Source organism: Pseudomonas sp. AC083 (assembly GCF_979253165.1).
On the sequence record NZ_CEEDDH010000001.1, the window covers coordinates 399851 to 420334 of the forward strand.

Sequence of the window (20484 nt, forward strand, 5' to 3'; positions counted from 1 at the left end):
CTTAGCCGTGGGCCTTGACGACGCGTTGATCGATTGCACCAAACAGTGACTGGCCATCGCTGCCGGTGACGTCCATGCGCACGCGATCACCGAAACGCATGAAGCCTGTCACCGGCGCGCCCTGCTCGATCATCTCAATGGCCCTACGTTCGGCGATGCACGCCGAGCCGACGTTGCGCTCGGCGTTCGACACCGTGCCGGAACCGATCAGCGTGCCGGCGCGCAAGCGACGGGTCAGGGCCGCGTGAGCGATCAGCTCGCCAAAGTGAAAGTTCATTTGCGCGCCGTGCGGCTGGCCAAACCACTCGCCGTTCCATTGCACTTGCAGCGGCAAATTCACACGCCCATCACGCCAGGCTTCACCGAGTTCATCCGGGGTAATCGCCAGCGGGGCAAAGCTGGAGGACGGTTTCGCTTGCAGGAAACCGAACCCGGTGCGCATTTCTCGCGGCGCCAGTGCACGCAGGCTGACATCATTGATCTGCAGGATCAGCTTGATGTGCTGCAACGCGTTTTCCGCCGAACACCCCATCGGCACATCATCGACCAGCACGACAAATTCGCCTTCGAAATCGATGCCCTGGCTTTCGCTCGGCAGTTCGATGTCATCGTGTGCGCCGATGAAGTCATCACCGGCGCCCTGGTACATCAACGGCGTGCGGTCGGCGCCTTCAATCGGGTCGAGGTTGAACGCTTTCTGCATCAGTGCGCCGTGACTGAGAAACGCCGAGCCATCGCACCATTGATAAGCGCGCGGCAACGGTGCCATCGCCTGCGCGGGGTCGAAGGCAAAGGCCTCGCGGCAATCATGGTTTTCAAGCTCACGCGCCAGGGCTTGCAAACGCGGCTCGGCTTCAGCCCAGTTTTCGATGGCTTGCTGCAAGGTCGGCGCTACCGAACGGGCGTCCACCGCCCGGGCCATGTCGCGCGAAACCACCACCAACTGGCCGTCACGGCTACCGTTTTTCAAGGTTGCGAGCTTCATGATTTTTCTCCCGGGCAGTTTTGCAATTGCGCAGCGAAACGCCCGTCCAGCAGGATAAAGACCATGCGCGCCATGGCCTCGGTACGGTTGCTCCACGCGTGATTGGTGCCGCGCTGAACCACCACATCGCCGCGTTTGAGATGGACTTCGGTATCGTCGAGCACCAGCCAGACCTCGCCTTCAGTGACGATGCCGTAATCGAGGGTTTCAGTGCGGTGCATCAGTTTGTGCCGCGAGTTCGCTTGGCCGGTGCCGGCACGCGCCTGGCCAATCTCGGCAAACGCGGCCGCAGCAGCGGCATCGCTGACCTGGTTTTGCACGCTGTCTGGCGGAATGTCGACGACACGAATCACACTGCCCAGCGGGCCGGGGCTCAGTTGTAAGGGTTTGCTGGTTGGGTCATCGGCATTGTCGAGCAGTGCCGGACTGCCGCTGCTGTTCCATATTTCATGAAACACAGTGCCTGGCACCGCTTGCAGTGCGAAGACGTTGGCGGTTGCTCCGAGACTGGCGACGACCGCGCGGCCATGGGCATCATGCCCGGTGACCACGCGTTTGAATTGGGGAAGCGCTTGCATGGAAAATCCTCGTTCAGTGGCCGTTGCCGATGGAGTCGTGACCGCCGACATGGCTGTGGGTCAACAGTCCACCGAGCCTCGGCACGGACAGACAAAACAGCGCCACGACCAATTGCAGCCAACCGATCATGGCGAGTGCTTGAGGCAACGCCGTGGAAGCCCCGGAAGTGATGGCGAGTACCACCAGCGGGCTGATGAACTCGCCGGCAAAAATCGCCGCGGTGAAGCACCCCGCCGCTCGCCCGCGCTGATCAAAGCCGACTTGCGCCATGATCCAGGTGATCAAAGTCGGCAACATCAGGCCGATGCCCAGCCCGTTCACCAAGACTGCGACCACTACTTGCGCGTGACTGCCGGCGGCGGCCATCAACAAGCCGCCAATACCGGCCAGGCCATAGGCAATCAGCAACACATGCTGGCTGCGCAGACCGCTCAACAGGCGAAAACTCAAGGCCCCGGCGAGGACACCGAGTTGATTGGCGCCCATGGTCATGCCGATCTGCTGCGGCGCATCCACGTGCAACAAGTTGAGCAAGTAGCCAGCCTGCACCGGCACGATGAACAGGCTCAGGCCCGCGAGCAGCGACAATGCATACAGGGGCGTCAGTGCCCGCCATGGAAATGCGCGCGGGGCTGACACAGATGCCGTTGCCGCCGATTGCACGAGGGGTTGCGGTTCCCAGAGTTTCCACGCCATCAGCGGCAGGAAAATCAGCCCGACCGCGTACAGCGCAAACGGCGTGCGCCAGTCGTCCTGTCCGAGAAAACCACCCAGCGCGATAAACACCGCAGCAGAGAGCGACGTCGCGACCATTTGCAGTGCAAACAGGCGCTCGCGTCGGGCGCCGCTGTAGTAGTCGCCCATAAGCGTCGTGCAGCAGGTCATGATCCCCGCCTCCGCCAGACCGATCCCGGCCCGGCTGGCGACAATCGCCGGCAGCGAATCCAGCCAAAGTGGAAGCACACCGCAGAGCGTGTACAGGGCCATGCTCGCCAACAACAGCGGTTTGCGTCCGAGCCGATCAGCGATGACCCCGGCAAACGGCGCCAGTAGCGCAATCATCAATGCCGGCAGGGTCAGCACGATCGGCACCAGCACGGTGCTGCCCGCGACATCGGCAAAATGTGCCTGCATGCGCGGTAATACCGGTGCAAGCAATACCGCGCCAAGCACGGGCAGACAGCTGCCGAGCAGCAACAGCAACGATTGCGTCAAACCGGCGCGACGGCCGCTGTTTTCAAATGAAGACTCAACGGCCATGACAGGTCTCCCGATGACGCGACTGATGAACACCTAGCGCGACGGCTCGCGACGGCACGGCCTGATTGATTGCCTCCGCCGGCGTTTCTGCGTCAGTGTTCGTGCGCCGAGCAGGCAGCAGGAAGTACGCCAGCGCTGGCAACAGCAGCAGCGCGCCGACCATGTTCCAGACGAACATGAACGCCAGCAGCACGCCCATGTCAGCCTGGAATTTGATTGGCGAGAAAATCCACGTGGCCACGCCAATCGCGAGTGTGATGCCAGTGAGCATCACCACTTTGCCGGTGGACACCAGTGCGCGGTAATAGGCTTCTGACAGGCTCGCGCCCTGGCGCAAATGACCGAGCAGGATGCTCATCACGTACAACGCATAGTCGACGCCAATGCCAACACCCAACGCGATCACCGGCAACGTCGCGACCTTCACGCCGATGTTCAGCCAGACCATCAATGCTTCGCAGAGGATCGAGGTGACCATCAGTGGAATCACCGCGCACAGCGTGGCGCGCCACGAACGAAAGGTGATCAGGCACAGGACGATCACCGCCCCGTAGACCCAGAACAGCATCTCGCGATTGGCTTGTTTGACCACGATATTGGTCGCCGCTTCGATGCCGGCATTGCCCGCTGCCAGGAGGAATTGCACATCATTGTTGTTATTGGCAGCGGCGAATTGCTCGACGTGCTCGACCAGCCGCGTCAGCGTTTCAGCCTTGTGGTCGGTGAGATAGGCGTACAGCGTCAGCAGGCTGCAATCCTCGTTGTACAAGCCGCGTGGCGCACTGGCGGTGATCATGTTGAGCATCGCCTGATTGTTCTGCAGCTCGTACCACTTGGCGCTGCCTTCGCTGAGGCCAACCAGCATGCGCCGGTTGAGCAAGGCCAGCGAGTTGGTCGAATCCACCCCCGGCAGCGCGCGCAGTTGCCAGTCCAGCGCATCGACCTTGGCAAGGATGTCGTAACGCGCACATTGCCCGGCCGGGGTCTTGACCATCACCGCGAACAAATCACTGCTGGCACCGTAATGCCGGGTCAGAAACGCATCGTCCTGGTTGTAGCGCGAGTCAGCACGCAGCTCCGGTGCACCGGCATCCAGATCACCGATCTTCAATTGCAGGCTGACCACAAAACCCAATGCCGCCAACGCCAGGCTGATGGCAATGCACAGGCTGGCCCAGCGACGTCGGGTAAACAGATCGAGAAAACGCCAGAAGCCATGACGCCGCGCGCCGGCCTGATCGTTCTGCTCGCTTTTGAGGCTCAGTTGCGCCGCGCGCGGCGTTACGCCGACATAGGACAGCAACACCGGCAGCAGAATCAGGTTGGTGAAAATCAGCACCGCCACACCGATGCTGGCGATCACAGCCAGATCCTGAATAACCTGGATCTTGATCAGCATCAGCACGGCAAAACCCACTGCGTCGCACAACAATGCCGTCAGCCCGGCCAGGAACAGCCGGCGAAAGGTGAAACGTGCGGCAACGACCCGGTGCATGCCGCGACCGATGTCCTGCATGATGCCGTTCATTTTCTGCGCGCCGTGGCTCATGCCGATGGCGAACACCAGAAACGGCACCAGTACCGAATACGGATCCAGCTGATAGTCGAGCAACGGCAACAGACCCAGCTGCCAGACCACCGCTACCAATGAGCAGAACACCACCAGCACCGTGCTGCGCAGGCAGCGTGTGTACCAGAACAGCACAGCGGTGGTGATCAGGATCGCGACGGCGAAAAACAACAGGATCTGCTTGAGCCCGGCAATCAGGTCGCCGACCTTTTTCGCGAAACCGGTGATGTGAATGTCGATCCTGTCGTTCTGGTACTCGCTGCGCAACGCCTCCAGTTGCTCCGACAGCACCGAGTAATTCAGCGCCTGGCCGTCTGCAGTCGTCGCCAGTAACGGCACGTAAATGATGCTCGAGGTTTGATCGAACGCCACCAGTTGGCCGAGCTCGTTTGAGCGCTGCACGTTGCGGCGCAAGGCCTCGAGACTGGCCGGGGTGCCAGCGTAATCGTCCGGAATCACCGGGCCGCCATCCAGCCCGTCTTCAGTCACTGCGACCCAACGCGTTGCCGGCGTCCACAGCGACTTCATGTAGGCGCGATCAACGCCCGGCAGCAGGTAAAGCTTGTCGCTCAAGGCCTGCAAGGTTTTCAGATAGTCAGCGTTGTAGATATCGCCTTGGCGATTGGCGACAACGATGCGCAAGGAGTTGCCCAGACCGCTGAGCTGCTTTTGATGTTGCAGATAATTGGCGATGTAAGGTTGTTGCGTGGGAATCATCTTTTCGAAACTGGCGTTCAGCTCGACACGCGTGGCCTGATAGCCCAAGAACAGCGTGGTCACCAGGCACACCAGCAACACCCACAACCGGTGATTGAACAAAGTGCGTTCCACGACCGAGCCGGAGCGCGGGTCGAAACTCGCCAGGCTGGCCGTGGCGTTGTCGAATGGTTTCATAACCTCACTCCGAAGCTGTAGCAGTGGGCGATGCAAGCCGCGTCAACCCGGTGAAACCGGCCAGCACCAGGCTGCCATCGGCGGCCTGCACGACACTGGCAATCGGTTTGCCCAGCGGTTTGCCGAAAGGCTGCAGGGTGGGTGCATCACCCGAGGTGCGAAACATTGCGCCCGCCTGATTGACCAACAACAGCTGGCCGTCGGCGGTGCGAATCGCTTCACTGAAGGACACCGGCATCGGTACGGGCGCGGGCACGAAGCTGTTGCCGTCGTCGGTGGAAATGAACGCGTTGCCTTTCAGTCCTGCCGCCAGCAGCGCGCCGTCATCGCGTACTTGCAGGGCGAAGAAACTGCCGCTGTACGGGCTGTCGAGCGCGACGAAAGATTGTCCACCGTCCTCGGAACGCGCCACGTAGCCTTGCTCGCCGGCGATGAACCAACGCTCGCCTTGTTGCGCGATGGCATACAGGTGCGCGCCCATCGGATTGTCGATATGGCCCATCAGCGACTGCCAGCTCACCCCGCCGTCCTCGGTGGTAAACGCGAGGCCGTAGGCGCCGACGATCAGGCCGTGACGCGCATCGGTGAACTTGAGACTCAGAAACGGTTTGTCCGCGCCTTCGCTGACCATCCGTTCGGCGGTTTGCACGCGCGCCGCCGCTGCGTCGGGGTCAGTGGCTGTCGGCAGTTGCTCTTGTGCGGCGTCCAACTCCAGTTGCGCAGCGTGGTTACCGTCCATCTGCACAGCCCAGTTTTCGCCACCGTCATGGGAGACCAGCACCGCACCGGCATGGCCGACCGCCCAGCCCGTGTTCGCATCGACAAATTGCACCGCCGTAAGGCTGACGGAGACCGGCACCTGCGCCTGCCGCCAATTGATACCGTTGTCATCGGAGAGCAAGACGATGCCTCGCTCGCCGACCGCCACCAACCGCGCACCTGCCCGCGCCAGATCAAGCAAGACCGCTTGCCGGGCCTGCGGCGCGCGCATCGCCGGGGTGTGCAATACATCACCGACAACAGCAGCCTGAGCCTGGCTCACGGGTAATACGCAAGACAGCGCCAGTAACGCTAACAACCGCCCGAGCACCTGACAGATTCTGTTCATACCGACCTCGAAACCACCTGTGAAACCGGATCGCCACCGCGTGTCGCGATCCGGCCCGATTCAACGAACCCCGGCACCCGCCATCGCCGCCGGCGAGAATTCAGACGCTTTGTAGCGATCGACCACGCCGTACTGCTCAGGCAGGCCGGTGTAGACGTTCTGGATAAACCAGGCGCCGGAGGTCAGGTCGTAGAAACCCGAAGACAGCTGCGCCTGCGCTGGCAGATCCGGCAGCACGGCCGGTAGCGACCACAAGGTTTTGGCGAGTTGGCCGTTGGCGTCCCAGCGATCGCCGAGCATGGCTTGCCAGGTATCTTCGTCGAGGTAGTAACGGCCCTTCGGCAGTTGGTGACGTTTGCCCGGCGCGAGTTCGGCGTCTACTACCCACACGCGGTGCAATTCCCAGCGCACGTAATCGGGATTCATGTGATGGGCCAGAAACAGGTCTTCCGGTTTGCCGGCGGTCAGGACTTTGTTGGTGTTGTAGGGGATATACATTTCCTGCTTGCCGACCAGTTTCCAGTCGAAGCGATCGATGCGCCCCTGGAACACGCTCAACTCGTCGAACGACATCACCCCGGCGGTTGCCGGTGTCGGTGTGTCGCAGCAGGCATTCGGCAACTTGCGCACGCGGCGCTGGCCGGTCAGATAGACGTGGGCCTGGGACTTGTCGCCGTTGATATTGGTGCGCCCCATGATTTGCTCCCCGGCACGCAACGGCGGGCCGACGTTCAGCAGGCGGAACAGCCAGTAATCACCGGCGAAGCTTTCCGGCGTGCCGTCCTGGTAGTAATACGGCATGTCCTGGATCGCCTGGCCGTCGGTGGTCATCACCTGTTTGCCGTCTGCAGTCATCAGGTAATGGCGAAAGTGCATGGCCAGTGACGTGCCGCGCCAGTTGAGGATGTGGTTCCACATGGCTTCGGCGCCGTTATGCGGAATCGGGAATGGAATACCGCCAAACGCACCTTCGGGCACCGGTCCAGCGCTGCTGTCGACCAGTTTGGCGCGGGTCGCGTTTTTCAGAGTGTTGTCGTACACCCATTGCGGCGCGGCGGCCGAGCGACGAGTCGGATAGACGTCGATGCGATAGGTGTCGGGAAAACGCTTGAACATTTCCTTGGTGCCATCGCTGAGCTTGCCAGCGTATTGCGCCAGGTTTTTCGAGGTGATGCTGAACAGCGGCTTGTCGGCCGCAAACGGATCGCTGCGTTTGCCGCCCGGTTTGTACGCGGGGTCGACCTTGGTGTAACCGCCCTGCCAGGCTGGAATGCTGCCGTCGGCATTGCCTGCGCGCTCGGCACCCATTGGCGTGAGACTGCTCGACAGTTTGGCCGCCTCTTCTGCGGTGGCCGCAGTTGCAACCTGACTCAGGACAGTCAGCGTTCCGAGCAAGGCAAAGCACAGGGCCTTCATCCGTGGGAAGCGATTGTGGTGGTGAGAAGTCATGCGCAAGTCCTCTTAAAACGTGGTCTTGACGGAGAAGGCGAGGTAATCCCGATCCTTCAGCGATTGCTTGTAATTGAACTGGCTGAGGCCGTTGAGATTGGTGTCCTCGGCGCCGTAGTAATGCGTGTAGGTCAGGCCGGCCGTGACGCGATCGAGGTAAGTGGCGGTGATGCCGATGTTGATGTCGCCACCGTTGTCCGGGCCGAACGAGCTGACCACCGCTGATTTGCCCAGCGGGAAATAACTGACGCCGACCGGAATGCTGATATCGATGCCGGAGAACAACTGGCGGTACGTCGGCGTGTAGACGACTTTGAAACCCAGGCCATCATCGGTGGCGTTCGGGTCCAGCGCGGCGCGATTTTTGGTGACGCTGAGCAGGCGGTTCCACGCCACTTCGCCAACCAGTCCGGACTCACGGGCGATGAAGTTGGGACCAAACGATGCCAACACGTTCAAGTTGACGTGAGCGGTGCGACCCACGGCGTAGAGCGCGTCATCATCGTTGTCGGCAATGACGCCGGGCAGCACGGTCTGACCGTTCGAAACCAGCGGCATGTTCCAGCGCATCGACGCTTCACCGGCGAAGCTGTATTCGTCCACGGTGGTGGAAAAACTCGCGCCCAGCGCGCGAATATCTTCGGGGTAAACCCAGTAGTACTCGCCGATCTGGCCGGTGCTGAAGTTCGGCGCCGCCGTCGACGGTTTCAGATACAGCTTCGGCGTCTTGTCGTGGTACTGGATGGCATAGAGACCGTACTCGACGGTCTCAGCGCTGTATTTCAGCTGCAAACCGCCCTGCCCCGAACTGCGCGCTTCCTTGTCATTACCGTGGAAAAACGCGGCGGGACTGGCCGGGTTGCCGCCAAGGAATGCCGGAAACGGCGCACCGACGATCAAGCGCTCATTGCCTTCGCCAATGGTGTCGCTAGTGGAGAAATAACTGCCAGCGGCAGGCAGGCGGGTTTCTTCCCATTCGAGTTGGTAGTACGCGCCGAGCGATACGTCGTCAGTCAGTTGGAAGGTGCCCGACAGTTGATTGACCGGACGGGTGATTTCCTTGAACTGCGTGTTCGGCACCGACTGCGCCTTGACCACGTCCACCGGGGCCATGCCACCGGCAATGCCGTTGGCGCCGAAGAACAGGCTCTCGCCCCAGATCAGACCATGACGGCCGGCGCGCACCGACGTTGCGCGGTCGGCCAGTTCACCGTTCCAGTAGACGAACGCGTCGAGGATTTCGCCGTCACCACCGTGCAAATGACGGGTGTCGTCGGTGAACTCGTCGTAGCCCTCCGAACGTGCGTTGGCGCGGGAGGGATCGTTATTGTCGTTGTTGCCCTGGTACTCGCTGTCGTACCACGCTGCGCCGCTCAAACGTGCGCCGAAATCCTGAAACGACAGATCCAGCTCCGAGAGGATGTCGGTGCGATTGGAGATCAGGCCCTTTTTAAAGGCACGATCGCCATCGTCCTGATTGAGCGCCACCTGACCCTCGGTCAACTTGCTGCTCGGATTCTGCGTGCGCCAGGCAGCGCTGTACTTGATCGTGTTGTCCCAGCGCAGCTTGAAATCCGGGTTGCCGGTATCGATGTCGAAAGCCTGAGCGGCCTGGCTGCACAGCACCAGCAGCGCAGCAACGCTCAAACCAAAGGGTGCAGACGAGCAGACCGGGCGACGCGCGAGCGCCGCAGTCGTAGAACTAACCATCGCGTTAACCTCTTGTTTTTATAGTGGTAACTGCTGTGGATGCGTTGCAGATGGGCTTAGATTGGCTCGGCAGTGCGCGCGAGCATTTGCTTGACCAGACCAATGCGATCGAAGGCGCGGTCGTGTTGCATTTCCTTGTCGCCGGCCAGCACCGAGCTTTCGCTGATGTATTTGCAACGTTCGAAGCGCCGCGCCATGAAGCGCTGCAGCTGCTGTCCGACGCTGGTGGAGGCGGACTGCTCGCGAGTCAGTTCTTCGCTGAGCACAATCGCGTCTTCGATGGCCATGCCGGCGCCTTGACCGAGGTGCGGCGTGGTGGCATGGGCCGCATCGCCGATCAGCAGGACGCGTCCGCGATGCCACGGCTCATCGACGAACACCACTTCCATCGGCTTGTAGACGACCTGGCTGTTGTCGGTGATTTGCTCGCGCAGTTCGCCGATCAGCCCGGTAAAGCCTTGCAGGCGCTGGCGCATCTGCGCAGCCAGCTCGGCAGGATCCATCCACGGATTGGACGGTTCGTGGGACGTCAGAAACAGGTACATCAAATTACCGGCCAGCGGCACCAGCCCGGCGTTGCCGTCAGCGCTTTGATAGTTGGCCAGATGATCGATTTGTGGTGCGCGGGGAAAGTTGTAGCGCCACACCGACTGACCAGTGAAACGCGGGGTGTAGGCATCGCCAAAAACCAGGCTGCGGACTTTCGAGAACAGACCATCGGCGCCGACCACCAGGTCGTAGCTGCCTTGACTGCCATCGGTAAACAACACGTCCACCTCTGTGCCGTCGTCGTGCAGCGTTTCCACACTCAGGCCCAAACGCACGTTGGCACCGAGTTGCAGGGCGGTTTCGCTGAGGACTTTGTGCAGCGCCAAGCGGGAAATGCCGACGTTGGCAGGGTATTGCGGGCCGGCCAGTCGCTGACCCGGAATGCGCGCCAGTTGCTGTCCGCCGGGCCCGTAGATGGCGACGTCTTCGAAGGCATAAGCAGCATCGAGATAGCCGTCGAGAACGCCCAGCTTGGCCATTTCTCGGACGACGTTGCTCTGTTGAATAATCCCGACGCCGTAGACTGTCCATTCGGACTTGAGCTCGATCAGATCGACCTCGATACCTTTACGCCGCAAGGCGATGGCCGCACACAAGCCGCCGATACCACCGCCCACGATCAGAACGTTGTTCACTGCACTCATGGTGTTCTCTCTTTTTATTCTTGTGATCGATGCTGCGTCGGGCACGGCATCGTTGGGTGAAGCTTCCCGGCAATGCAGGGATTTGACTAATCGCGAGTAAGGATGCGATGTATCGCCGTACGCGATACCTCGATTTATCCCGGCAGCGGCAACTCTTCAGGCATTTGCACCAGCAGCCAGCCGTCCTTCTCGCAACTCGGCAGCGCCTCCAGCGTCTGGCCCAGGCAAGGGCCGTAGATGCACTCGCCCGTTGCCGGCAGAAATTGCGCACCGTGGGCGTAGCAGACGATCAACTGGCCATCGGCGGACATGAAGCGGTCCTTGCGATACTCCAAGCGCACGTCCAGATGCGGACAACGGTTGCGATAGACCCGCACCTGATTGTCATGACGCAAGGCAAACACGCTGTCGCGTCCCTGCGCCAACGGGTCGAACCCGCGCGCCCGGCCCTCCTCCAGTTCGTCCAGCCGACACAGTGGCTGCGCAATACCGCTCATGATCAGCGCCGGCCTCAACCGAGTTTTGGCGGTGGTCCGCCCGGGGCCCATTTTTCTTTGGCGCTGAACAGGAACAGCTGCGAATTATCCGCCGACAGCGGCGCGCGACGGGCCTCCCAGGCGTCATCATGCCTGTCCATGTCGGCGTCGTATTCGATGTGGCAGCCCAGCGGACTGTTGAAGTACCAGAACCAGTTGGAGCCAAACAGGTGACGGCCCGGGCCCCAGAAACTGGTCCAGCCCTTTTGCTCGAATCGCGTCCCGGCCAGCAGCACTTCGGTGCCACTGCCCATGTGGAAGGTGAAGTGTTCGCAGCCCTTCATGTGCGGCGGGGTCTGGATCATGAACAGGCAATGGTGATCATCAGAGCCTGCCGGACGCATGAACGGCCCGGCGCCAATGAAGGTGTCTGTGGTGCGAAAGCCGAGGCGCTCGGCGTAGAAAGCTTCTGCTTTGGCTGCGTCGGGTACGAAATACACCACGTGCGACAAAGTGCGCGGAACAGCCCCCATATCGAGGGTAATGCCCGGCTGGTTGAGCGGCCGCTGTGGCGCATGGCCGGCGGCGTTGGTCAGGTCTTCCGGTGCGCTGTACGGCTTGCGTACGCTAACCTGAAACGCGATCGCGAAACCCATGTCGTCAACGCTGTGCAGCACGCCGTGTTGATCACGACTGACACTACGATCACGGGCCAGCTCATCTTCGATGGCATCCAGATCGCTGATCGCGCCGACCCCGTAGACCGTCTCGCGAATCGACGGCGCCGGGCCGATTGCCGCCGGCAAGTCAGGATCGTCGGCTCGACGGATAATCACGGCGGTGCCGTCCAGCGCTTCGAAACGCCCGCCGTTGCTGTCAACGCCGACGGGCGCAAGGCCGTAGTCGCTCAGGCAATCGGTGCAGGCTTGAATGTCATCGACGCCAAAAATCAGGGCATCAAGGCCAATGATGTTCATGGCTTACCACTCCATTGAAATTATGATCCGGTGACTGCCGCCATGGACGCCTTGCAGCGCGCCGGGCCTGACTGGAAACCGGTGGTGGTGTCGGCAGCAGGGCCGACTGCGGCGAAGATTGGCGCAAGGGCTGGCAGCTGACTAATCGCGAGTCGGGATGCGACCTATCGGCAAACGCGATACCTGCGACGAAGGTTGACGCGCCGATGGATTCGTTCGAATGTATTGCGAAAATAAATACAAGAACGGACCTGCCCATGCGTTTCAACCATCTGGACCTGAACCTGCTGGTCGCGCTCGATGTATTGCTCGAAGAGCAGAACATCACCCGCGCTGCCGAACGCCTGCACATGACCCAATCGGCCACCAGCGGCGTGCTCGCGCGTTTGCGCACCTACTTTGAGGATGAGTTGCTGGTTCAGGTGGGGCGCAAGATGCAGCCCACGCCCTACGCCACGGAACTGGCCAAACCGGTGCGTGAAGTCCTTTTGACGATTCAGTCCTCGATTACCGCCAAACCGGTGTTCGACCCGGCCACCAGCAAGCGACATTTTCGCTTGGTGACCTCGGACTATCTGATCAGCGTGCTGTTCGCCCAGGTGATCCAGAACATTCATCAGCAAGCGCCCAACATCACCTTCGAAATGCTTGGCCCCAGCGACAATTCCGGCGAGTTGCTGGTGCGTGGCGAGGTCGATCTGATGATTGTTCCCGAGCGCTATATCATTGACGGCCACCCTTCGCGCCTGCTGTTCGAGGAAGAACATGTGTGCGTGGTGTGGCAAGGCAATACGCAAGTCGGCGACACCCTGACCCTTGAGCAATACATGGAGATGGGCCATGTCTCCGTGGGCTTCGGCCGTACCCGGCATATGAGCATCGAAGAATGGTTCATGAATCAATACGGCTTCAATCGGCGCATTGAAGTGATCACCAGCGACTTCAATACCCTGCCGCAACTGATTGTCGGCACGCAGCGCATCGCCACGATGCACCAACGTCTGGCGAACCTCTACGCGCACTATCTGCCACTGCGCATCCTGCCACCGCCGGTGAAAATTCCGGTCATGCGCGAGTACATGTTGTGGCACCGCAGCGTTGACGGCGACCCGATGCACCGCTGGCTGCGCGAACGCATCAGCGAATCCATCCAGCACCTGCAACACGTGCCCATCGTATCTCGCGATACCTCGTATCCGCCGTCACGATTGGCCAATTAGTCGGGTGATCCTTAACGTGCCTTGGAAATGCCAAGGCAACCATAAGGACAACAATAATCATGTTTCGCTATTTCCCGACCAACTACGTTTGGAATCTCTCTGTCGACCTGGCCATTGAAATGGGCGCCCGCATGGGCGAAATCGAAGAGATGTGCGCCCCGCTGCAAGAGGCGGCCAAGCAGCCGGACGCGGCCGGCACCCGCGCCTTTCGCGAAACGTGGGCGAAAATGGCTGACAAGCTCTGCGGTCTGGCCGAAGAAGACGAAGGCAACGGCCGGATGCTCTCAGCTGGCGAAAAATACAACCGCGCCGCCACCTATTATCTGACCTGCGAGCGCCTGCAAGCGCACGGCGCGCCGGGCCGTACCGAGCTCTATCAACGCTTCCTGCAAACCTTCAAGCGCGGCATCGAACTGTCGCGTGAAAACTGTGAGCGGGTAGAAATCCCCTACGAGGGCAAACATCTTTCCGGCTTGCTCATACGCGCCGAAGGCGTCGAGGGGCCTGCGCCGATACTGGTGCAAGTCAACGGTCTGGACTCGACCAAAGAAATGAAATACCGCGTGGGTCTGCCAGCCTGGCTGGCGAAACGCGGCATCTCTTCGCTGATCATCGACCAGCCCGGCACCGGCGAAGCGCTGCGCCTGCATGGCCTGACCGCACGATTCGACAGTGAGCACTGGGCCAGTCGCGTAGTTGACTGGCTGGAAACCCGAAGCGACGTTGATGCTGCACGCATTGGACTCGAAGGTGTCTCGTTGGGCGGTTATTACTGCCCGCGCGCGGTTGCCTTCGAACCACGCTTCGCTTGCGGCGTCGTGTGGGGCGCCAACCATGACTGGCGTGATGTGCAAAAGCGTCGACTGGAAAAGGAAGGCAGCTTCCCGGTGCCGCATTATTGGGCGCACGTGTGCTGGGTCTGGGGCGCCAAGGACGTCGAAGAGTTCATGACCATCGCCGAAAACGTCCACCTCGATGGCGTGCTCGACCGGATCAAGGTGCCGTTCCTGGTGACCCATGGTGAGCAGGATTCGCAGATTCCGTTGAAGTGGGCGCATCGCACCTACGAACAACTGGTCAACAGTCCAAAGTGTGAACTGAAAATATTCACCGAACGTGAAGGCGGCGTGCAGCATTCGAGCTTCGACAACAGCATCAATGCCGGGCATTACATTGCCGACTGGGTCGCCGAAACTCTGGGCGGCCACACCGCTTGATCCACTGAAAAAACACGCCAAAAAAACGCCGGATAATCTTTCGATTGTCCGGCGTTTTGCATTAACGGATTCAAGCGCTGGCGCACCTATTGACGCCGTCAATACGCAGGCATCGATGCAATCTGTTGGTCGTCCCCTCGCCTGCTCTCTAGCCTCTCTTTGCATAACAATCACAGAGCGAAGACGCCATGACTGCCCTGCACCTGAAATGCCAGACCCTGTTTGACGGCACCGGACTGCAAACCCGCCAACAACAGACATTGATCGTTGAAAACGGCCTGCTCAGTTACGTCGGGCCCACCGCGCTGGCACCTGCTCCCAAACCCGGCGATACCCTAGTGGATGCAGAGGATGATTTCGTCATGCCGGGGCTGGTGGATGTGCACACGCATCTGGCCTTCGGTAACGCGCAGAGCGAAGAAGACATAGATCTATGGACCAGTGACGAATTTCGCGCGTTGCGCGGGATGTTCTTCGCGCAACACGTGCTGGCCGCCGGCGTCACCAGCATGGTCTGCCCCGGCGACAGCGGCCAGCTCAGCATCGCCGTGCGCAATGCCGTCACCGCAGGTTTATTCGAAGGGCCGAGGATCGCGGCGAGCAGCCGCGTCATCACCAATCGCCAGAGTCTTAATGACTGGTTCCCGAGTCGGGTCGGCGCCCCGGAATACTTCACGGCGCAGTTGGTCACCAGCCGTAGCGACGCCCTCGCGGAGATCCGCAAGCAGGCCAAGGACGGCGTTGATCTGATCAAGATCGCCATGGACGGCACGCACCGTCGCCCCAACGGCGAAATCATTGCGGCCTTTACCGCCGACGAAACCTTCGAAATGGTTGAGGAAGCGCATCGTCTGGGCTGCAAGGTCGCCACGCATGCCTACGGTCGCGAAGCGGTGATGTACGCGGCGCGCGCGGGGGTTGATCTGGTTTTCCATGCCTTTTACATGGACGACGCGTGCATCGAAGCGTTGCTTGAGGCCGGCAGCATCCTTGCCCCGACCATGACATTCCCGCAGAACACCGTGGATTTCTGTCAGCCCCATGACCCGGCGATCAGCACGGGTTATGCCGGTTATTGTGCTCGCACATTGGAGGTCGGTTCGGCGGTACTCAAACGGGCCAAAGCGGCTGGCGTACCCTTTGCCTGCGGCAGCGACAGCGGCTTCGCGGTGACGCCTTACGGAGAGTGGCATGCTCGTGAGCTGGAGTTGCTGGTGACTCGGCTTGGATTCACACCGGCCGAAGCGTTATACGCCGCGACCGCTGTTGGTGCGCGCTGTATGCCGCGCGGTGAAACACTCGGCTCGCTGCAAGTGGGCAAGCAGGCGGATTTTCTGCTGCTCGAGGGTTCACCGCTGAACGACATTCGCATCCTCCAAGATCGTTCGCGCCTCAAAGCGGTGTACAAGGCCGGCCATCCGGTACGCATGGATCGCTGCCCCTACAACCCCAAGCAAGTGTCCGATTTCAACTCGCTGAAATGGACCGATCTTTACACCCGCGACCGCGTGGCCCAACTGGGCAAGTGGGCCGTATGAGGACTGAGATCATGCAACGACTCGACTTGCTGACCGCCACGAACATGGCGAGCGATGCCATCCGCATCGCTCGGAAAACCGGGATCAAACCCTTGGGCGTCGCAGTACTGGACGCCGCCGGTCATCCCTTGGCGATATTGCGCGACGAACACGCCACTTTCCTGCGCACGCAAATCGCCACCGGCAAGGCGCGTGGCTGCCTGAGCATGGGTTTTGGCGGACGTGAGCTGGCGCGGCGCGCGCAGGCCATGCCGGCGTTTTTCGATGCGATCAACAGTTTGACCGGCGGCGAGGTGATTCCGGTGGCGGGCGGCGTGCTGATTCGAAATGCCGAGGGCGTGGTGCTCGGGGCAATCGGCATCAGCGGCGATACCTCGGACAACGACGAACGTTGCGCATTGCTGGCCATCGCCAAGGCTGGATTGGTCGCCGACAGCGGCGATCAGACAGAGGGCTGATCGAGTAACGCGGCCTGTTCCAGAAGCAGGCCGCGAAACCACTGCATGACCGGGTCATGTTCTTGATAGGGATGCCATTGCAAGACTTGAACGGCCTCTGGGAATTCCAGCGGCGCGGGGTGGACGCGTATTGGATAACACTGGGCGAAGCGTTGCGCCTGTCGTTGAAACACCGTGGCAATGCGCGCGGTGCCGACAATGAACTGCGGCATCAGCACAAAGCTTTCAACGGTCACCGCCACTCGCCGCTCAATGCCGAGTTCATGCAGGTGCATGGCATCCATCGCCAGGTTGTGCCCGTCGGCAAACTCGCGCACCACGTGCGCTGCGGCGCGATAGTCGGCCATGCTCAGTTGCTCGGTAAACTCTGGCTGCTGGGCGCAGACGATACAACAGAGCTGGTCCGTCATGAGCGGCACATGGGGATAGGCCGGGTTCACCCGTCGCTGCGGCACGATTACGCAATCACTGCGCCGATAATCGAGCGCTTCGCTGACGACATCACCGTCGCGCGGGACAGGCATGTCGCGCAGGCTCAAGCGAATACCCGGAGCGATACGCGCCAATGCATGGCTGACCGCAGGGAGCAGCACATCGGCGACATAATCGGAGGCTACCAGAGTGATGTGTCGGTCGCAGTTCGCCGGGTCAAAATTCAGGGGTGCATCGACGATCTCCCGGGTCAGTGCCAACGCAGCACGTACCTTTGGCAGCAACTCCAGACCCAGCGCTGTGGGTTCCAGGCGGCGCCCGACTTGCACCAGTAACGGGTCGTTGAAATATTCACGCAAGCGGCCCAGTGCCGAACTGGCTGCTGACTGCCCCAGGCACAGACGCTCGGCCGCCCGGCTGACGCTGCATTCGCTTAACAAGGCGTCCAGCGCAACCAACAAATTAAGGTCAAGGCGTCGATATCGCATGTGGGTTCCGCTGCAGGTGATGGTGACGTCTTTGCGCCCGGGTTGCGGGCAGGATCAAAAACGAATCATGACCTTAGCGAGCTGTGTCGCAATGCACCAATCGCGTGTTTGGTGGGAAGGTATCGTTTACGCAGATACCAGGCGCCACTGCGCGTGAATTAGTTACTCAAGGGACGCCACTAGCAGAAAGGTCAACACGCGCCATCGAGGATCCAGCAGGTAAGCAAAAGCCCTGCGATCACTTTTGATCGAAAGTAACTTATAGGTTGCTCGAAAATTGATGCTCGTGGACGGTAATCGGCCACTAGCGGTCGCTCGTGAGCGCTAGCTTCCGACCAAGGCAGGTGGCCGCTCGAAAACATGAAAACCTGGTCTGGTAACTTCTGGCCGATAGCTGCCATCCGCCACCGGCAGCTATCAGCTGAGACGCCCTTACATCTGGCCCAAGCAAGCCACTCACAACACCTGTCCGCAGGTTTGTCCTGCCTGAAATCCCAAACCCGCACAAAAAAATCACCGATTCATTGTCAGTTGATTTTTTTCGGCCTATCTTGAATAAAACCTATACAGCCAACCTGTATGCGTACAACCTTTTCACCCGACTGTGTCCTTAACCCGCACCGCCACGAGTAACCCGAATGAGCCCACTACTAGCCAGCCATTACCGTGAAATCCTCGTTGGCGTCGGTGAGAACCCGGAACGCGAGGGTTTGCTGGACACGCCCCAGCGCGCCGCCAAGGCGATGCAATACCTGTGCAACGGTTACGCGATGAGCCTGGAAGACGTCACCAACGGTGCGCTGTTCGAGTCGCAGGGCGATGAGATGGTGATCGTCAGCGACATCGAGCTCTATTCGCTGTGTGAGCACCATATGCTGCCGTTTATCGGCAAGGCGCATGTGGCGTATATCCCCACTGGCCGGGTGTTGGGGCTTTCGAAGGTGGCGCGGGTGGTCGACATGTTCGCGCGGCGCCTGCAGATCCAGGAAAACCTTACTCGGCAGATTGCTCAGGCGATCCAGCAGATCACCGATGCTGCCGGTGTCGCGGTGGTTATTGAAGCCAGGCACATGTGCATGATGATGCGCGGCGTCGAGAAGCAGAATTCGATCATGACCTCCTCGGTGATGCTCGGTGCCTTTCGCGACAGCTCGACTACGCGGCAGGAATTTCTCCAGCTGATCGGCCGGCGCTAGGCCTATACACAGCCTGTTAACTGTACAAGCTCAAGGAGTAGGAAGATGACCCGATTTCTGCTGCTGTTAGGACTGGCGCTCAGCATTGCAAGCTGCGGCAGTGTCGATGTTGCTCGTTACGCGGATCAGCAACCGGCTTTGAATCTGGAGCAGTTTTTCAGTCAGCCCGTCAAAGCCTGGGGGATGTTTCAGAAGCGCAACGGCGAAGTGGTCAAGCGTTTCGAGGTCGATATCGCCAGCCGTCGTGAGGGTGAAAACCTGATCCTCGACGAGCGCTTCCGTTACAGCGACGGCACCCGTGAGCGTCGGGTCTGGACCCTCACTCCCGGGGGCAATGGTCAGTGGAGCGGTCGCGCGCACGATGTGGTCGGGGTTGCGCAGGGCCAGATCGCAGGCAACACCTTCCACTGGCGTTATCGCCTGAACCTGCCAGTCGACGACTCGACCTACGAGATGAGCATGGACGACTGGATGTACCTGGTCGACGAAGACACGTTGATCAACCGCACCCGTATGTCCAAGTGGGGTTTCCAAGTCGGTCAGGTGACGGTGTTCTTCCGGCGCCAGAACGCTGGAGCGAACCCATGAGCAGTGGGTTGACCCTGGCCTCGTTCGGCGACGGTTATCGCGCTCTGGTGATCGGCGCCAGTGGCGCCCTCGGCACGGCGTTCTGCCAACATTTGAACCAGGATCCACGCTGCGCCAGCGTCCGTACGCTGGGACGCAAAACTGTGCCGAAGCTCGACCTCGAGCAGCCCGAAACGATCGCCAGCGCCGCCGCCGAACTGGCAGGCGAAGCGCCCTTTCACCTGATCATCCACGCGGCCGGCCTGCTCCATCGCGACCAGATCAAGCCGGAAAAAAGTTACAGCGCGATCGAAGCCGAGTCGCTGCAGGCCGTGTTCCAGGTCAACACGCTGGGGCCGGCATTGCTGCTGCGCGACTTTCTGCCATTGCTTGCGCCTCAAGGCGCGATGGCAATGCTGTCGGCGAAAGTCGGCAGCATCGGCGACAACCGTCTGGGTGGCTGGTACGCCTATCGCGCCTCCAAGGCTGCGCTGAACATGCTGATCAAGACCGCCGCCATCGAGCTTTCGCGCACGCGACCGCAGAGTCGCTTGCTCAGCCTGCACCCGGGCACGGTGGTCTCGCCGTTGTCGCAACCTTTTCGCGGAGCCGCAAGCGCCCGCCCGGCAGACATTGCCGCTGCGCAATTACTGAGTCTGATTGACACGCTGACGCCGGCCGATAGCGGCCATTTCTTCGCCTACGATGGAGAACGCCTGCCCTGGTAGGCAAGGAGTGAAGCATGAATCTGCAAACCCTCACCGAACGTGCGGCCAACAGTGAAGTTCGCGAACTGGAGCTGCTGTCACTCGAAGGTGGATTTTATCTGGCGAGAATTCGCGTAGATCAGGGCCAGTTCACCTTGCTCGATGATGCGGCCAAGCCAATGCATCTGCGTTCAATCACCCACCTGCGCGACTTGCTGCAGACCGTGCCGGCGTTTCCCTGCGTACTGGTGCAACAATGCGTGCACGACGAAATGTGCGGCCGGGATTCAGGGCCGGTCGAAGAGCTGCGCATTCCATTTTCGCTGACCACGCCGTTATGACGCCGAAGCGAGGCAAGCGCTGCATGGCAGGCTGATAAGGCGCGCGTCGCCCAAGGGCGACGCATTTATCGAACCCCTGCCCCGTCCACGGGTCTGCTTCACATCGATTCCCTGGAAGT

The 20484-nt window shown here is 60.6% G+C and carries 19 protein-coding genes; 8 read left to right on the plus strand and 11 right to left on the minus strand.

Annotated features, from left to right (window positions below):
* Position 1 precedes the first annotated feature (1 nt).
* The 10 genes from AC0IXA_RS01725 to AC0IXA_RS01770 all read right to left on the minus strand — a co-directional run bounded on the left by AC0IXA_RS01725 (position 2) and on the right by AC0IXA_RS01770 (position 12201).
* Positions 2-985, minus strand: a complete 984-nt coding sequence (locus AC0IXA_RS01725; protein ID WP_471811359.1) for a fumarylacetoacetate hydrolase family protein — start codon at positions 983-985, stop codon at positions 2-4.
* A complete protein-coding gene (locus AC0IXA_RS01730) occupies positions 982-1563 on the minus strand; it encodes a cupin domain-containing protein (protein ID WP_471811361.1) in 582 nt (193 codons plus the stop codon). The genes AC0IXA_RS01725 and AC0IXA_RS01730 overlap by 4 nt, the downstream gene beginning before the upstream one ends.
* A gap of 13 nt (positions 1564-1576) precedes the next feature.
* On the minus strand, positions 1577-2824 hold the full coding sequence (locus AC0IXA_RS01735) for an MFS transporter (RefSeq protein WP_471811363.1): 1248 nt from the start codon (positions 2822-2824) through the stop codon (positions 1577-1579).
* Positions 2814-5288 (minus strand): efflux RND transporter permease subunit, encoded by a 2475-nt coding sequence (locus AC0IXA_RS01740; protein WP_471811365.1) that lies wholly within the window; start codon positions 5286-5288, stop codon positions 2814-2816. Before AC0IXA_RS01740 ends, AC0IXA_RS01735 begins: the two co-directional genes overlap by 11 nt.
* Positions 5289-5292: 4 nt before the next feature.
* A complete protein-coding gene (locus AC0IXA_RS01745; RefSeq protein WP_471811367.1) occupies positions 5293-6396 on the minus strand; it encodes a WD40/YVTN/BNR-like repeat-containing protein in 1104 nt (367 codons plus the stop codon).
* A 60-nt stretch (positions 6397-6456) separates the two neighbouring features.
* Positions 6457-7845, minus strand: a complete 1389-nt coding sequence (locus AC0IXA_RS01750) for a DUF1329 domain-containing protein (protein WP_471811369.1) — start codon at positions 7843-7845, stop codon at positions 6457-6459.
* A 12-nt stretch (positions 7846-7857) separates the two neighbouring features.
* Entirely contained in the window at positions 7858-9555 is a 1698-nt protein-coding gene (locus tag AC0IXA_RS01755; protein ID WP_471811371.1) for a DUF1302 domain-containing protein, read from the minus strand.
* Between the two features lie 56 nt (positions 9556-9611).
* The gene (locus AC0IXA_RS01760; protein WP_471811373.1) at positions 9612-10748 is read right to left on the minus strand and encodes an FAD-dependent oxidoreductase; all 1137 of its coding nucleotides are present in this window, start codon (positions 10746-10748) and stop codon (positions 9612-9614) included.
* 134 nt (positions 10749-10882) lie between these two features.
* Positions 10883-11245, minus strand: a complete 363-nt coding sequence (locus AC0IXA_RS01765) for a Rieske (2Fe-2S) protein (RefSeq protein ID WP_122746190.1) — start codon at positions 11243-11245, stop codon at positions 10883-10885.
* A gap of 14 nt (positions 11246-11259) precedes the next feature.
* Entirely contained in the window at positions 11260-12201 is a 942-nt protein-coding gene (locus AC0IXA_RS01770) for a VOC family protein (protein WP_471811375.1), read from the minus strand.
* A 257-nt stretch (positions 12202-12458) separates the two neighbouring features.
* On the opposite strand from AC0IXA_RS01770, the gene AC0IXA_RS01775 reads away from it, so the two are divergent.
* From AC0IXA_RS01775 to AC0IXA_RS01790, 4 genes are all read left to right on the plus strand, one after another.
* The gene (locus AC0IXA_RS01775; protein ID WP_122507406.1) at positions 12459-13421 is read left to right on the plus strand and encodes a LysR family transcriptional regulator; all 963 of its coding nucleotides are present in this window, start codon (positions 12459-12461) and stop codon (positions 13419-13421) included.
* 59 nt (positions 13422-13480) lie between these two features.
* Complete coding sequence (locus AC0IXA_RS01780) at positions 13481-14638, plus strand: alpha/beta hydrolase family protein (RefSeq protein WP_471811377.1); 1158 nt, start codon at positions 13481-13483, stop codon at positions 14636-14638.
* Positions 14639-14826: 188 nt separating this feature from the next.
* Positions 14827-16176 carry a metal-dependent hydrolase family protein gene (locus AC0IXA_RS01785; RefSeq protein ID WP_471811379.1) on the plus strand — a complete coding sequence of 450 codons (1350 nt, stop codon included), beginning with the start codon at positions 14827-14829 and terminating at the stop codon, positions 16174-16176.
* A gap of 11 nt (positions 16177-16187) precedes the next feature.
* The gene (locus AC0IXA_RS01790) at positions 16188-16634 is read left to right on the plus strand and encodes a GlcG/HbpS family heme-binding protein (protein WP_471811381.1); all 447 of its coding nucleotides are present in this window, start codon (positions 16188-16190) and stop codon (positions 16632-16634) included.
* On the opposite strand, the gene AC0IXA_RS01795 is transcribed toward AC0IXA_RS01790, so the two are convergent.
* Entirely contained in the window at positions 16619-17554 is a 936-nt protein-coding gene (locus AC0IXA_RS01795; protein WP_471811383.1) for a LysR family transcriptional regulator, read from the minus strand. The two genes, AC0IXA_RS01790 and AC0IXA_RS01795, sit on opposite strands and share 16 nt — an antisense overlap.
* Before the next feature lie 638 nt (positions 17555-18192).
* Between AC0IXA_RS01795 and folE the strand changes: the two genes are divergently transcribed.
* The 4 genes from folE to AC0IXA_RS01815 are packed head-to-tail and all read left to right on the plus strand — an operon-like array spanning position 18193 to position 20365.
* Positions 18193-18750 (plus strand): GTP cyclohydrolase I FolE, encoded by a 558-nt coding sequence (gene folE / locus AC0IXA_RS01800; protein ID WP_136493318.1) that lies wholly within the window; start codon positions 18193-18195, stop codon positions 18748-18750.
* Between the two features lie 45 nt (positions 18751-18795).
* On the plus strand, positions 18796-19338 hold the full coding sequence (locus AC0IXA_RS01805; protein ID WP_471811385.1) for a DUF3833 domain-containing protein: 543 nt from the start codon (positions 18796-18798) through the stop codon (positions 19336-19338).
* Positions 19335-20045 carry an SDR family oxidoreductase gene (locus tag AC0IXA_RS01810; protein WP_471811387.1) on the plus strand — a complete coding sequence of 237 codons (711 nt, stop codon included), beginning with the start codon at positions 19335-19337 and terminating at the stop codon, positions 20043-20045. The genes AC0IXA_RS01805 and AC0IXA_RS01810 overlap by 4 nt, the downstream gene beginning before the upstream one ends.
* A gap of 14 nt (positions 20046-20059) precedes the next feature.
* The gene (locus tag AC0IXA_RS01815) at positions 20060-20365 is read left to right on the plus strand and encodes a DUF6482 family protein (RefSeq protein WP_016774774.1); all 306 of its coding nucleotides are present in this window, start codon (positions 20060-20062) and stop codon (positions 20363-20365) included.
* Positions 20366-20484: the final 119 nt, after the last annotated feature.